Below are 15,659 nucleotides of genomic sequence, written 5' to 3'. Positions count from 1 at the left end.
CATGCTTTACGAAGGATTGCGATCATGACCGGGCAAAAACCGCCCTTCTACATCACCACGCCGATCTATTACGTGAACGACAAGCCCCATATCGGCCATGCCTATACGACGCTGGCCGTTGATGTGATGGCGCGTTTCAAGCGTCTGGACGGTTTCGATGTGATGTTTCTGACCGGAACGGATGAACACGGTCAGAAAGTTGACGCATCAGCGGCGGCCAAAGGCATTGATCCGCAAACCTTTACCGATCAGGTATCGCAAAATTTCCGCGATCTTGCCGTGCACATGAATTTTTCCAACGATGATTTCATTCGCACCACGGAAGAACGCCACAAAAAAGCCTGCCAGGCCCTTTGGACGACGCTGGTAGAAAAGGGTGAGATTTATCTCGGGTCTTATGACGGCTGGTATTCGGTTCGCGATGAGGCATTTTACGCCGAAAAGGAACTGATTGAAAAAGACGGCAAGAAACTTGCCCCGACAGGTGCCCCTGTTGAGTGGGTATCCGAGCCCAGCTATTTCTTCAAGCTGTCGGAATGGGGTGATCGTCTGCTGAAATTCTATGATGATAATCCCGGTTTTATCGCCCCGAATTCCCGCCGCAACGAAGTCATCAGCTTTGTTAAAGGTGGCATGCATGATTTATCGGTTTCGCGTACCAGCTTTAAATGGGGTGTGCCGGTTCCGGGCAATGAAGACCACGTGATGTATGTGTGGGTTGACGCGCTAACCAATTATCTCACGGCCGTTGGCTACCCTGATGTTGATGCTGAAAAACTGGCTAAATACTGGCCTGCGGATTTACACATGGTGGGCAAGGACATTGCCCGTTTCCATGCTGTTTACTGGCCGGCCCTGTTAATGGCCGCAGGTATTGCACCGCCCAAGCGGGTGTTCGCCCATGGCTGGTGGACCAATGAAGGTCAGAAAATTTCAAAATCAATTGGTAACGTTATTGATCCGTATGATCTGACAGCCAAATACGGGCTGGATCAAACCCGTTATTTCCTGCTGCGCGAAGTACCCTTTGGCAATGATGGCGATTTTTCCCATCAGGCGATGGTGAACCGCATGAACAGCGAACTGGCCAACGACCTTGGCAATTTATGCCAGCGTGTTTTGTCGATGATTGGCAAAAACTGCAATGCCAAGGTGCCGACACCGGGTGAATTTAGCGATGCCGACACGGTTATTCTGACCAAGGCACATGATTTGCTTGATGCCGCCCGTGCCCAGATTGAAGCCCAGGCATTTAATAAAATGATTGATGCCATCTGGTCGCTGGTCGGCGATGCCAACCGTTATGTCGATGAAATGGCACCCTGGGGTCTTAAAAAAACCGATCCTGCACGGATGGAAACTGTTCTTTATGTACTGGCCGAGGTTATTCGCCACGTTGGTATTCTTGTGCAGCCGTTAATGCCGGAATCGGCTGCCAAAATTCTGGATCAGCTGTCGCTGGAAGAGGACGCACGCGGATTTGACTGCCTTGGTGCGAAACATGCTTTGGTTGCCGGAACCGACCTTCCCAAACCGGCCGGGGTTTTCCCGCGCTATGTTGAACCGGAAACAGAAGGAGAGAAGGCATGAATGTCGCCCTTGTCGACAGCCATTGCCATCTGGACTATCCCCAGTTTTCTGACGATTTTGCGGGCACCATGGCGCGTGCCCGCAATGCGGGCGTTGGCATGATGGTTAGCATTGGTGTGCGTATTTCAACCTTTGACCAGGTACGCGCGATGGCAGAACGTGCTGACAACATTTATTGCACCGTCGGGGTTCACCCGCATGAAGCCGGTGAAGAAGGTTTGTCCAGCCCGGATATCCTGATTGAAAAAACCAAAGATCCCAAAGTGATCGGCATTGGCGAAAGCGGGCTGGACTATTTTTATGATAATGCCCCGCGTGATGCCCAACAGCAAAGTTTTCGCGCCCACATTGCAGCTTGTCGTGAAACACAATTGCCACTGATCGTGCATACCCGCGATGCCGATGACGACACGATGGATATTCTTGAAGAAGAATATGCCAAAGGCGCCTTTCCCGGCGTTATCCATTGTTTCAGTTCGTCAGCCGAACTGGCACAGCGGGCCTTGAAGATTGGATTTTATATTTCCTGTTCGGGGATTATCACGTTCAATTCGGCCAAGGCCATTCGTGATGCCGTTGCCGATGTTCCGCTGGACCGTTTGATTGTTGAAACGGATTCACCTTATCTGGCACCGGTGCCAAAGCGCGGTAAATCAAACGAACCCTCGTTTGTGGCCCATACTGCAGTAAAACTGGCCGAAATTAAAGGCGTCAGCATCAAAGAAATTGCCCGTATCACCACAGATAATTTCTTTAATCTGTTTACCAAGGCAGACCGTTCACGCCTGGGCGAAACGGGGGCAGGAGAACAGTGACGAAAATCACCATCCTTGGCTGCGGATCCTCAAACGGGGTGCCTTCCGTTGGTTTGGGGTGGGGGGCGTGTAACCCGGAGAACCTTAAAAACCGGCGTTTACGCAGTTCGATCCTGATTGAAGAAGCCGGGCAGAAAATTCTGGTCGATGTCGGCCCTGATTTTCGTGAACAGGCACTGGCAGCAGATATCAAACATATCGATGCCATCCTGTTTACCCATGCTCATGCCGACCATGTTCATGGTATTGATGACCTGCGCTGGATCAATGTTGCCATGCATCGGCCAATTGACATTTATGCCTCGGCCGAGACAATTCAGACGCTGGAACAACGGTTTGCCTACGTTTTGCAGCCATTAGCCGAAGGCGTCGATTTTTATTATAAACCGGTTCTCGTCCCCCATCAGATTGATGGCCACCTTGATATTGGCGGCGTCCCGGTTAAGGTTTTTCCACAGGATCACGGGTTTTGCGAAAGCCTTGGCTTTCGGGTGGGCAATTTTGCCTATTCAACAGATGTGGTGAATTTGCCGGACTATTCGCATCAGTTTTTATACGATCTGGACGTGTGGGTGGTGGATTGCATGCGCCTGACACCACACGCAACCCACGCACACCTTGAAAAGGTGATGGGTTGGGTCGATAAATTTAAACCCCGGCAGGTTTATTTCACCCATATGAGCATCCAGGTTGACTATGACCAGCTTAACGACATGACGCCAAATCATGTCAGTCCGGCTCATGATGGCCTTGTGATTGAAATTTGATTTATTTTTTAATTTCAATTCATTAACGGCATTATCTCATCCACCGTGCGATCATTTTATGCTGCACATTGGCTTGGGCAGCCACCCGGTAATAAGACAACATTTCGCGCATCGGGTCTGACAGACGATCAAAACCGGAAATAAAGGCAACCACGATCCCGATGGTTGTTTGCCCTTCAATAACCAGATATCCCCCGACGATCAGAACAATAAGCGGCGTTGCACCGTTTAAAAAATTGATGATGGCCTTCATGCCAAACTTTAAGACAAAGGTCATCATCCGGTTGCGATACAGCAAATCGATACGATCGGGCAGGGCGGTTTCATCAAGATCAGTATCATCATGGGGCAACCGTGTCAGATCATCGCTAACACGGCGCATGGTGTTTACCCGCCGGGCAATAAGCACATTAATGCGTTTTTGAACCAGTGGGACCAGCAATGCCTGGGGTACCAATGCCGCCAGCCCGATGGCGGCAACAAGGGGAGCTTTGGAGAACATATACCCCATGCCGAACACCAGCATGGCGGTATTTACAACCGGTTGCGACAAACATTCGCCCACAAAGCCGCCCAGTTTATCGATTTCCGATCCGATAATTGATACCACCTTGCCGTCTTCCTCGTGGGCGCTGTCACCCTCGTGTTCTTCGTGCAATTGGCTAAGGTGAAGGCGGTTATAGCGAATGGAGCTTTCGCTTAACCAGCCCTGATAGAGACGCAGCAGATATTTGCAAATCCCGTGCAGAATCAGAACCGCGCCATAGGCCCCGGCTAATTTTAATAACAAATCCAGCTTGCCATCCGATATGGCGTCATCCACCAGTCGGCGTTGCAGTTCAATGGGCAACATGCTGAGCGCCGCGACGACCACGGCAAGCAGCGACACCCAAATCTGGTGATAGCCGCTCATGCGCCAGACATAACGCCACAATGATGATGCGGGTGTTTTATCGCCGGTCAGATCAGGTTTACGGGCCGGGATCATTTTTAGGGGCATAAAGGGGTGCTCGGTTGGTGGGGAAATTCAAAAATCGGGAAGTAGTAACTTGAGGTTAAACGAAAAAAACCCCCGAATGATCCGGGGGCTTTTCGATGTTTTTGTCACGTTACCGTGAAGGATTAGTCGACCGGATGGGAAACAACCGGAATGTGTTCGTTATCGTGACCATGCTGGGTCAGCGGACGGTTGCCCGTTAATCGACGCATCATCACATAAAACACAGGTGTCAGGAACAAACCGAACGCCGTAACCCCGATCATGCCGGAAAACACCGCCATGCCCATGGCCTGGCGCATTTCAGCACCCGCACCGGTTGACAGCACCAACGGCACCACGCCCATGATAAATGCCATCGACGTCATCAGGATGGGGCGCAACCGCAACCGACTTGCTTCAATGGCCGCCTGCATTGGCGTCTTGCCACCAAATTCAAGCTCACGGGCAAACTCGACGATCAGGATCGCATTTTTCGCCGATAGCCCGACAAGCACCATAAGCCCGATTTGGGTAAAGACGTTATTATCACCCCCGGAAAGGTAAAGCCCGGTGAAAGCAGATAATAGCCCCATTGGCACGATCAAAATGATCGCAATTGGCAATGTCAGGCTTTCATACTGAGCCGCAAGAACAAGGAAAACAAGCAGCAGCGCAATCGGAAAAACGATAATTCCGGTATTGCCCGCCAGAATTTCCTGATAGGTCAGTTCGGTCCATTCATAAGAAATACCTTGCGGCAGGGTTTCATCGGCAATGCGTTGCAAGGCATCCTGCGCCTGACCCGACGAATATCCAGGGGCCGGGTTGCCGTTAATATCGGCAGAGAGAAAACCGTTATAATGCATCGCCCGTTCCGGGCCGAATGTCGGTGTTACATTCAGCACAGCTGAAAGCGGCACCATGTCACCGTTTGAGCTACGAACTTCCAGATCACCAATATTATCTTCATGTGCGCGATACGGGGCATCAGCCTGAACACGAACACTGTAGGTACGACCGAAAATCGTAAAGTCGTTAACATACATGCTACCAAGATAGATCTGCATGGTTTGCAAGATATCACTCACCGAAACACCTAACTGACGGGCTTTGGTCCGGTCAATATCGGCGTAAAGCTGCGGTACGCTAACCTGATAGGTCGAATACATACCGGCAAGTTCAGGCGTCTGATAGGCTTTTGCCAATAATGCCTTCCGGGCATCATCCAGTGCCTTGTAGCCCAGTGAGGCACGGTCTTCGAGCTGCATTTTAAAGCCACCCGTCGTTCCCAAACCCTGAACCGGGGGCGGCGGGAAGATAACCGTGAAGGCCTGCGGGATCGAAGCAAATTGCTGGTTCAGCTGACCGGCAATGGCGCCAGCACTTAGACTTGGGTCTTTACGCTGATCAAACGGCTTAAGGGTGGCAAAAACAATGCCGGAGTTTGAACTGTTGGTAAAACCGTTAATCGACAGGCCAGGGAAAGATACCGCATGGTCGACACCGGGATGGGCAAGGGCAATATCACCCATTTTACGAATAACATCTTCGGTACGGTCCAGGGTTGCGCCATCGGGCAACTGGGCAAAACCAATCAGATACTGTTTATCCTGTGTTGGCACAAACCCGCGCGGAATTTCACGAAACAGGCCAAATGTCAGGGCAACAAGCCCCAGATACAGCCCCATCATGATGGTTTTGCGGGTAACGATACCACCAACACCTTTGCTGTAACCGCTTGATCCCTTGTTAAATACCTTGTTGAACCCGCGAAAGAACCAGCCCAGTGCGCCGTCAAGAATACGGGTAAGCAGGTCTTTGGGTTCATCATGCCCCTTAAGCAACAAAGCGGCCAGGGCAGGGGAAAGAGTAAGCGAGTTAACAGCCGAGATAACGGTCGAGATTGCAATAGTCAGGGCAAACTGGCGGTAAAACTGCCCGGTCAGGCCGCTAATAAAGGCCAGCGGAACAAACACGGCCACCAATACCAGGGCAATGGCAACAATCGGCCCGGAAACTTCGCGCATGGCCCGGTAAGTTGCCTGGCGCGGCGAAAAGCCCAGTTCGATGTTACGTTCGACGTTCTCAACCACCACAATCGCGTCGTCCACCACGATACCGATTGCTAGCACCAGACCAAAAAGACTAAGCGCGTTAATTGAAAAGCCAAACAGATACATAACCGCGAACGTACCGATCACGGAAACCGGCACTGCCAGCACCGGGATCAGGGATGCCCGCCATGTTTGCAAAAAGACAATCACCACCAGAACAACCAGGACGATGGCTTCAAGCAAGGTGTGAATGACGGCATCGATGGACGAACGAACGAATTCGGTCGTGTCATAAACGATCCGGTAATCCACCCCTTCGGGCATATAGGTTTTGATTTCTTTCATCGTTTCGCGAACATTATCGGCGATTTCGATGGCGTTGGAACCGGGGGCTGCGAAAATCCCCATACCAACAGCGTCCTTGTTATCAAGCAGGGCCCGCAAGGAATAATCAGATGCGCCGATTTCAATCCGCGCCACATCGCGCAGACGTGTCACCGAACCATCAGGATCAGAGCGAATAATGATGTTGCCAAATTCTTCGGGGTCCTCAAGGCGGCCCTGGGCATTAACCGACAATTGCAAATCAAGGTCCGGCGCAGAAGGCGAAGCCCCGATTACACCTGCTGCGGCCTGAACGTTTTGCGATCGAATTTCAGCAACCACATCACTGGCCGAAAGGCCTTGTTCCGCAACTTTTTGCGGATCAAGCCAGATCCGCATTGAATAGTCGCCGCCGCCAAACGCATTCACATCACCGACACCATGAATACGGGCGAGACGATCCTTGATGTTAAGAATGGCGTAGTTACGCAGATAATTCATATCGTAACGCCCGTTGGGCGAAACAAGATGCACAACCATTGTCAGGTCTGGTGAACTTTTGATCGTCGTGACCCCCAGACTGCGCACTTCTTCGGGCAGGCGTGGTTCGGCCTGGGATACCCGATTTTGAACCAGTTGCTGGGCCTGGTCGGGGTCTGTCCCCAGGGCAAATGTCACCGTCAGGGTCATCAGGCCATCAGTTGTTGCCTGGCTGCTCATGTACAGCATGCCTTCGACGCCATTAATGGCTTCTTCAAGCGGTGTTGCGACACTTTCAGCAACGACCTTGGGGTTGGCGCCGGGATAGTTGGCACGCACCACTACCGATGGCGGTACGACCTCGGGATATTCTGACACTGGCAACAGCGGAATGGAAATAACCCCACCCAACAGGATAAGCAGTGACAGCACCGCCGCGAAAATCGGGCGATCAATAAAGAATTTGGAAATGTTCATTGTGCTTGTGTCCCCCGGCCCTGATTAAGAGCGGGAATCTCCCTTGGCGTCGCCACTTGCATCGACCATGGACCGACGGTCCATCGAGACAACTTCAGGGGCAACGGTCATTCCTGGGCGAATGTGTTGCAGACCTTCAACAACAATACGTTCGCCGTCGGTCAGGCCTTTGGTTACAATCCGCATCCCGTTCTGTTCGCCACCAAGGCTGATTTCACGGTACTCGACAACATTTTCCGGGTTCACAACCAAGACATACTTTTTGTCCTGATCAGTGCCAACAGCACGTTCTGCGACCATAATGGCACTGCCGGCACTGGCCTGGCCCAATTCGATACGGGCAAACTGCCCTGGAACCAGACGGCCATTTTTATTGTCAAACACGGCCTGTACGCGGATCGTGCCACTGCGCGGATTGAATTCATTATCAATCATTTGCACGTGACCCTTAATCGTATCAGGGCCAATAAAATCACTGTTCAACTGAACCGGAATCCGATGAACAGTATCAACTGACGGCTCACCGGTTTGATGCATGGCCAGTAGTAAAGCCTGTTCGTTTACATCAAAAGTCGCGTAAATCGGGTCAACAGAAACAATCGTAGTCAGGATTTCGGAATTGGCTCCGGCCGCAACGAGGTTGCCCGGCGTCAAACGAATATCGCCAACCCGACCGGAAATAGGGGCACGAATTTCAGTATAGCCAAGGTTCAACTTGGCCGACCGTAACTGAGCCTGTGCCGAGCGCAGATCGGCCTCGGCATTCTGTTTGGTTTCCTGGCGCTGATCCAGTACCGAGCGGGTAATAACCCGGGTTTTCCAAAGCTCGTTTCCACGGTCAAGCTCGGTTGTTGCCAGCTTCAGACGTGACTGCGCCGAAAATACCTGTGCTTCAACACGCGCAACTTCAGTTTCAAACGGGGCGGGATCAATTGTAAATAACAGGTCGCCGGCCTTAACCAACTCGCCTTCGCGGAAATGAACGGCATCAATCGCCCCGGCGACACGCGGGCGAATTTCCACCCGGTCAATTGCTTCAAGTCGGCCAGAAAAGCTCGACCAGCGGGTGATTTTCTGATTATGAATTTCAGCAACCGAGGCTGGTACGGCAGCAGGGGCCGCCGCCGGAGCAGGAGCTTCTTGCTGTTCTTCAGCATGAATAAAAGGTACGGGAACCAATCCGGTCGCACCCGCGGCGACAAACGCAATCGCGACGGCGCCAACCGCATATCTTAATCTGGATTTCGATGACATCACGTCTCTCCGTAATTCCAATGGGCATTTTGCAATGCAACTTTGTTGCGACAATATGCGCGTGGTTCAGATTGCAATAGACGGCAATTCCAACACTTAGCGTTCCAGAATAAGAACGAACCTAATTTGCAGCGACAGATCAACCGATCAGTCCGTTTAAAAAACGAGCTTTATAATGACGCGCTGCAATGTAAAGGATGGGAATTCCCGCTGTCGCAAACTGGGATATTGACGAGAAATATAAGGGGCGATGCCGTATATCAGGTAGACTGATCGTCTTGGTTTTTTGCACAATCGCGCAAATTTTTGGCAATGCAGCAAAAATTTTAGCTCTTCTGAAACATGATCGTTCCATTTGAGCCGACATAGAAACGTGACCAGGAATGAATTTTGACCAATTGGCAGAACAAGGGACAAAATGCATTGCTGGTCAAGTTTCGCCAATCCAGCAAGAGATGACAGCGAGGGCAAAACTGCCCTCGCATCAAATTTACCGATTACGATAACGGCATTATATCAATGGTGATGGTTTTAGGCAGGGCCGTACCATAATTAATATTGGTCGAAAAATTGCCCTGATCATCAAAGGGATAACCGTAAACCAGCCCGTTCAGACTAATGCCAGTCGCCAAATTGTGGCTCCAGTTTTGGTGGAGAAATGCCGAATAGAAATTTGATTTTACAGAATTATCTTCTATCCATCCCGGATAAAAAGCAAAAGGTGCGCCCGTTGTTGGCTGTGCAACCTTGCTGTTTTTATCGGTAAAGGTCACAGCCGGAGCCGCGGCATTATTGTCAACTGATCCAATCAGGATACATTCGCCATCAGTCGCCTGACGATAAATATTGGCAGCCTTATATAAAGCCGGTGATTGCGGCGACCATGTTAACGTCACATTTGCTGCTGTATCCAGGGTGATGCTTTGTGACCACGACAAAGCCGTTTCAGCACTATTTTGCAAAACACCAGACAGAAAATAACTGTAAGTTCCGGCCGGTAAGAGTTTGTTATCAGGGTCATTCTGGACAATACTGGCGGCAGCTTTGAATTGATAAAAGCTGATATATTGCAAGGCACCAAGCGCAAAACCGTACCCGGTTGCCATGCCGCGGTTAAACGCCGATACAACAACATTTTCCAACGCGGGCAGGGCGATAGACGACAAACCGGGAAAATCCGCATTTTGTGCTATGGCATCTGCATCGGTTAAGGATGAAAAAACGCCGGTACATCCAAAAACCATCGCCGATGGTGTCCATGAGGAATTGGTTAGCCATGATGGCACATAGGGCACAGCATAAACCGAGCCGCTGACGGGCAGCGTAAGCTGCGTCAAGTCCGTATTTTCAACAAAATAGGGGAAATAAATGTGAACGACAGCCCCCTGATATTCCCCCGCCTGAAGTGTCTGTTTTGTGGTCAGGCTGGTTTGCGACAAGTCGTTCACATCATAGGCGTTACCAACCAGCTGCAATGCCAGATAGGTTTGTGTCCCGTCACCCCATTGCCATGCAAAATCAATCGTTTTGGTGGCGCCCGTTTCATCGATAAATGACAGATTAGGGATCTGTGCCCCCTGTTTGGGCGTAACCGTTACAACCTTTCCCATCCATAACGTTCCATGACTTCCCACTTCTTGCGCATATTGATGAAACGAAAAGACAGATGATTGATAATGGTCGAAAAATTGCTGTAACGGTGCATCAAACCATGTTGATAACGCATTAAATCCGTAAGAAGAGGTTACAGGAGCAGACTTGGTAATGCTGACCGAATCATCGAAAAAACAAAACCCGGGCTGGGCGTTCCATTCATCAATCGACATGGAAGTTACCAATCCGAAATTCTGCAACGACGGCGAAACAGGTATGGTTCCGCCTGCCGATACCGGTGCGACAGAAGCGCGATAAAGGTTAATACCGGTCGCGTTTTTATTGACCGGAATATATTTCGACGGCGTCCCTTCAATCTGCCATCCGATATTAATGCCTTTTGCCTGCGCCGCCCCGGTTTTGCCAAGTAAAAACCCGCCGAAAACAGCAGGAGAGACGGCAGTTTCGCCAGACGGGGAGGTTTCAGATACCGCATAAAAATAACTATGTGCGGTAAATGGATTGTCGGCTACCGGCACCCCGGTCGGGGCAAGATAAGATGGTGGCACAGGTGGGCTAACAGCTTTCAATATATCCTGAGGGGCCGTTAACGGCCCGGAAGCAGACCCCAGGCAGTCGGAAAATGCAGAGTGCTCAGGGAATTGTGCCTTAAAACGCCCCATCAATTCCGAGGTCGAAATGGGTGAACCAACTTTGCCCAGTGGATATGGCGCAGAAGGAGAACTGGTAACTGTAAATGTAAAACTGACCTGATCAATATTGGAAATATCGACATCAAGCGTCGCGCTTTCGGTCTCTGTTGCAGTATTATAGCTTAGCTCAAAGATACCATAAACATCGGACGGGTTCGTTGCCGGTGTTGGTACAGCAGGTTTTCCATTTGTAACCGCCACACCACTAGACGGGCCGATGAACATAACAACGATGCCCGATATAATATTTTGATCCGTTGGCAAGGAAACAGACACCACATTGTGCCCGGTCGATAGGACTGGCGTATTCAGACAGACGACATTTTTACCGGTCGAGGACGCGCCAAAATCAGCATAGGCCCCGGTTTGTGCATCCCAATAGAACCATTTATCACCCTTGGCAGCAGTCTTGCCAAAAATGGCATATGAAAACCCGGCAGATACGACTGATGCAGGTATCGAAAACTTCATTTCGGGGAATTGCGGTGCCAGGGCTGCAATCCCCGACGGTACAGATGACGACGGCTTTTTTTGATCCATAACAGGTTTCCTTGAATAATTTAAAGCGCAAAAACACACAATATCATTCAACCTGAAATAGATTTTCAATAACAGGTGTATCTTACCTCTTGATCACGTTGACTCAGACTTAAAATAGCCGGGATCGGGCATTTGGAGGAAAATAGCACCGCAAAATTTATTGCCCTTGTTCCAAAAATTAAATTTTGGCTTCGCAAACAGGTGCCAAATCAATATCGGCACGCTATGTTAAGCGCGAATGACATGACACATGGCGTGCAATCATGCGATTTGGCATGTATGACGCTGTTTGAATTGTTCCTTACCGTTTGACCGCGCGAAGGTCGCCGGATTTATTGTGAAGACAGGATGCACCAAATGCCTATTGGTAAATCAGTTTACAAGCGCGCATTTCTTTTTTGGGCATATTGCTGCGCCACACATTAGAAACCTTTGTTTCACAATGACTCCGGTTCGAAATCTTAATTGGGACAAATAGCAAAAGTGCTGTTTTGTTCTGGCTCCCACTTGATAAAAACAGGAAATTAAACATGTCGGAACAGCCTCAGGTAGGTCTGATTGGTTTGGGTACGATGGGTGCGGCCTTATCGCTCAATATCGCTGAAAAGGGATACCCGCTTGCCGTTTACAACCGAACAGGCAGCGTCACCGATACGTTTGTCAAAACGGCTGGCGACCTTGCGCCACGTTTAACCCCGACCGATAGCCTGGAAAACTTTGTCGCGGCCATCAAGGCGCCGCGCGTTATTATCCTGATGGTTCCGGCTGGACCTGTCGTTGACGACCATATTGATGCCCTTAAACCGCTTTTAGGCGACGACGACCTGATCATTGATGCAGGCAACGCCAATTTTTATGACACCGAACGCCGTGCCAAACGGGCACAGGACGAAAAATTCGGCTTTATCGGCATTGGCGTTTCCGGCGGGGAAAGTGGTGCGCGGCATGGACCATCAATCATGGTTGGTGGTACGAAAGCAGACTGGAGCCGTGTTGCCCCGATGCTTGAAGCTATTTCCGCCAAATATGATGGCACTCCCTGTGCATCCCTGATGGGACCGGGCGGAGCAGGCCATTTCGTAAAAATGGTCCATAACGGTATTGAATATGCCGATATGCAAATGATTGCCGAGGTTTACAGCCTTATGCGGGACGGCATGGCCTACAAGGCAGGGCAGGTTGCTGATGTATTTGATACCTGGAACAAAGGGCGGCTGGCATCTTACCTGATCGAGATTTCCGCCAAGGTATCGCGTGCAAACGACCCGATTTCCGGCAATGCCATGCTTGATGTAATCCTTGATAAAGCGGGGCAAAAAGGAACCGGTCGCTGGACTGCAATTGAAGCACAACAGCTTGCCGTTCCGGTTCCCGTCATTGAAGCGGCCGTTGCAGCCCGCAATCTGTCTGCCCGGATTGATACCCGAAGCCGGGGTGCCGATCATTTTGGCGACGCTCAGAAAGCACTTGAGGGCGAGGGGATCGCTGCTGAAACACTGGAAAAGGCCCTGATTGCAGGTAAAATCCTTTGCTATGCACAAGGATTTGAAATGTTGGCTGCTGCTGCCGATCATTTTAAATGGGACCTACCGATGCCCGCCATTGCCCGTGTCTGGCGCGAAGGCTGCATTATTCGTTCTGACATGCTCAATGACATGGCTACGGCATTGACCAACAACCCCGGCGATAACCTTATTTTTGCAGAACCGTTTTCTGGCTTGTTAAAAGATTGCCAGGCAGCACTGCGTGAAACAGTCATTGCCGCAACAACAGCAGGGATTGCAGTGCCTGCACTTGCAGCAGGGCTTTCATGGTTTGATACCGTTCGCACACGCCGGACTTCGGCAAATATGATTCAGGCGCAGCGTGATTATTTTGGTGCGCACGGCTTTGAACGTGTTGACGGCAAGAATGAGCCGCACGGTCCGTGGGCTGGTCACGAAGACTGATACGACATGTTATTACAGGCTGGCATCAAAAAAATGCTGCCAGCCTGTAAAGATCGCCTGTGGCGAGTTCATCTTGTTTCCCACCAAAATCTACATAAAACAATCACCATAATAACAAATACTTAAGTTGAACATCTTCATGTAAAATACAGAACTTCAAGCTGTAAAAATCCAACGGCACTTTTCACATTAAATGATTGAAAACGGAATTTTCGACGCTTGAACGCCTCACATTCCACTCCATCCACTGTTCTGATTACGGGTGCGCGTGCCCCGGTTGCGCTTCACTTGGCACGGCTATTTCATGGCGCAGGCTGGCGCGTTGTGATGGCCGATAGCGTCCGACATCCGATCTCGGCGGCAAGTGCATGTTGTTCACGTTATTTTTCGATCCCTTCTCCACGCTTTGAACCATCGCAATATGGGGATGCAATCGATGATATCCTCACGGCTGAAAACCCGGCGCTGGTTGTACCAAGCTGTGAAGAAGTTTTTTATCTGGCCAATCTGTGGATGCAACGGCGGTTTACGCATCCTCTTTTTGCACCTGAATTTTCCCTGCTAAGTACTGTTCATAACAAATTCAAATTCATTGAATTATGTCGCGCGCTAAAACTGGAAACACCCGATACCCGTTTGATCGAGAACGTTAATGATTTGAAATCATATAGCGATCAGGCAAATAATCTGGTTTTCAAACCGGTTTGGTCCCGTTTTGCCAAACAGATATTAATCTGCCCAAGCGCGGCGCAGCTTGCCCAGATTAACCCGACATCACGAATGCCCTGGATCGCGCAGACATTCGTTCGCGGACAAGAATTAAGTGCCTATGCTGTTGCCAGAAATGGCAGGCTGGTTGCCCTTTCAGTGTATCAATGCCGTTACCGTGCCGGGCAGGGGGCTGGTATCTATTTTGAACCGGCAACGAACGGTGCAATACACAAATTCATTGATCACTTCATCACCGGGACAAACTGGAACGGGCAGGTATCTTTTGATTTTATCGAAATGCAAAATGGCGAAGTTCTTCCACTGGAATGTAACCCCAGAGCAACCAGCGGATTACACTTTTTTCAACGGCCAACACCATTTGTTGATGCCATAACGCTACGATCCGATGATGGTTTGATCAAACGCCATAAGGTGCCGCAAACATTGCCCTTGGCAATGTGGTATTATGGCTTACCCAAAGCATTACGCGCCGGGAAAATGATTTCATTTCTAAAGGACCTTAACCGGGCAGAACATATTCTGGAATGGCCATCAGATAATGGCCCCAAACGCGGGCAATGGCGTTCTTTTTTAGAAATGATCACGCGATCCATACGTCACCGCAGCAGCCTGCAACAGGCCAGCACATATGATATCGAATGGAATGGTCCAGACTAAAGGTCAATAAAGCAGGTGGATGGCGTATTGGCGGCATCGGGCAATTTACCGGCCATAATTGCTTCTATATCACGTCGCAAAAAATCAAGCGGACCGATGACAGGTTTGACATTGGGGAAAAACGCCGCATTTTTGCTGGATGATTTTAGAACTTTGCGATCTTGCTGCAAAGCGATTGAAAACATTGGCCCGAACGCAAATGATTTCAGATAGTCAAGGATCCCGCCGCACGGGCCAATCAGGCACCCAATACCCTCGACATGTTCATTTGTTGACTGGCGTAAATGAAACGTGGTTGCCAGAACCAGTCCCTTGACGCTCCAATATTCCAATTCGGCCACCCCCGGATATCGAAAACGCCCGATTGTTTTAAGACGTGGGCCTTCAAGCAGCCGGCTGATCAGGCCATGCTGGCGTTCTTCGCCGGTATAGCATGCCTCAACCCAGCCATCGCCACCGGTGATGGTGACGCGTACACGCTGGCGCTTGGGGCTTAATCCGCGCAATAAGCCCTTGTGCGTAAAATGGGTATGTGTTGCATCCAGAATGTTTTCTGCAGCGTCGAGCAGAGATGTGCGGGTTTGGCTGCGAACAAGTTTGATCCTTGTCTTCCGGCCCTCCATGCAATGCAAATAGGGCAAGTGCTCGGGCCTGCCTTTCGACAGAAAAAGCACGCCTTCCTTCTCAAAGGTTTGCAAAGTTGGAATACGAAGGGCAGGGGTTTTCTCTATCATT

General features: G+C 50.3%; 10 protein-coding genes. 5 read left to right on the top strand and 5 right to left on the bottom strand.

Going from position 1 to position 15,659, the window contains the following annotated elements:
• Positions 1 to 24 precede the first annotated feature (24 nt).
• Genes metG through J4E05_RS01390 form a run of 3 tightly spaced genes read left to right on the top strand, consistent with a single transcriptional unit; the run spans position 25 to position 3,172 of the window.
• Positions 25 to 1,590 (top strand): methionine--tRNA ligase, encoded by a 1,566-nt coding sequence (metG, locus tag J4E05_RS01400; RefSeq protein ID WP_349591844.1) that lies wholly within the window; start codon positions 25 to 27, stop codon positions 1,588 to 1,590.
• On the top strand, positions 1,587 to 2,405 hold the full coding sequence (locus J4E05_RS01395; protein WP_349591843.1) for a TatD family hydrolase: 819 nt from the start codon (positions 1,587 to 1,589) through the stop codon (positions 2,403 to 2,405). The genes metG and J4E05_RS01395 overlap by 4 nt, the downstream gene beginning before the upstream one ends.
• Positions 2,402 to 3,172 carry an MBL fold metallo-hydrolase gene (locus J4E05_RS01390; RefSeq protein ID WP_349591841.1) on the top strand — a complete coding sequence of 257 codons (771 nt, stop codon included), beginning with the start codon at positions 2,402 to 2,404 and terminating at the stop codon, positions 3,170 to 3,172. Before J4E05_RS01395 ends, J4E05_RS01390 begins: the two co-directional genes overlap by 4 nt.
• Before the next feature lie 31 nt (positions 3,173 to 3,203).
• On the opposite strand, the gene J4E05_RS01385 is transcribed toward J4E05_RS01390, so the two are convergent.
• The 4 genes from J4E05_RS01385 to J4E05_RS01370 all read right to left on the bottom strand — a co-directional run bounded on the left by J4E05_RS01385 (position 3,204) and on the right by J4E05_RS01370 (position 11,586).
• Positions 3,204 to 4,172: an ABC transporter transmembrane domain-containing protein gene (locus J4E05_RS01385; protein WP_349591839.1), complete on the bottom strand. Its 969-nt coding sequence runs from the start codon at positions 4,170 to 4,172 to the stop codon at positions 3,204 to 3,206.
• 122 nt (positions 4,173 to 4,294) lie between these two features.
• Positions 4,295 to 7,486, bottom strand: coding sequence for an efflux RND transporter permease subunit (locus tag J4E05_RS01380; RefSeq protein ID WP_085592212.1), 3,192 nt, complete (start codon positions 7,484 to 7,486; stop codon positions 4,295 to 4,297).
• Positions 7,487 to 7,510: 24 nt separating this feature from the next.
• Entirely contained in the window at positions 7,511 to 8,740 is a 1,230-nt protein-coding gene (locus tag J4E05_RS01375) for an efflux RND transporter periplasmic adaptor subunit (protein ID WP_349591837.1), read from the bottom strand.
• A 497-nt stretch (positions 8,741 to 9,237) separates the two neighbouring features.
• Positions 9,238 to 11,586 carry a hypothetical protein gene (locus J4E05_RS01370; RefSeq protein WP_349591835.1) on the bottom strand — a complete coding sequence of 783 codons (2,349 nt, stop codon included), beginning with the start codon at positions 11,584 to 11,586 and terminating at the stop codon, positions 9,238 to 9,240.
• Positions 11,587 to 12,116: 530 nt separating this feature from the next.
• On the opposite strand from J4E05_RS01370, the gene gnd reads away from it, so the two are divergent.
• Together gnd and J4E05_RS01360 are read left to right on the top strand one after the other, a co-directional pair.
• The gene (gene gnd, locus J4E05_RS01365) at positions 12,117 to 13,535 is read left to right on the top strand and encodes an NADP-dependent phosphogluconate dehydrogenase (protein ID WP_349591833.1); all 1,419 of its coding nucleotides are present in this window, start codon (positions 12,117 to 12,119) and stop codon (positions 13,533 to 13,535) included.
• A gap of 219 nt (positions 13,536 to 13,754) precedes the next feature.
• Positions 13,755 to 14,924 carry an ATP-grasp domain-containing protein gene (locus J4E05_RS01360; RefSeq protein WP_349591831.1) on the top strand — a complete coding sequence of 390 codons (1,170 nt, stop codon included), beginning with the start codon at positions 13,755 to 13,757 and terminating at the stop codon, positions 14,922 to 14,924.
• Here the strand turns inward: J4E05_RS01360 and J4E05_RS01355 are convergent.
• On the bottom strand, positions 14,921 to 15,658 hold the full coding sequence (locus tag J4E05_RS01355) for a hypothetical protein (protein ID WP_349591829.1): 738 nt from the start codon (positions 15,656 to 15,658) through the stop codon (positions 14,921 to 14,923). The two genes, J4E05_RS01360 and J4E05_RS01355, sit on opposite strands and share 4 nt — an antisense overlap.
• Position 15,659: the final 1 nt, after the last annotated feature.

Origin of the sequence: Thalassospira sp. NFXS8 (assembly GCF_040148805.1) — a bacterium.
GTDB lineage: Bacteria > Pseudomonadota > Alphaproteobacteria > Rhodospirillales > Thalassospiraceae > Thalassospira.
The sequence above is the reverse complement of the archived record's forward strand: the minus strand, read 5'-3'. Positions and strand labels throughout refer to the sequence as shown.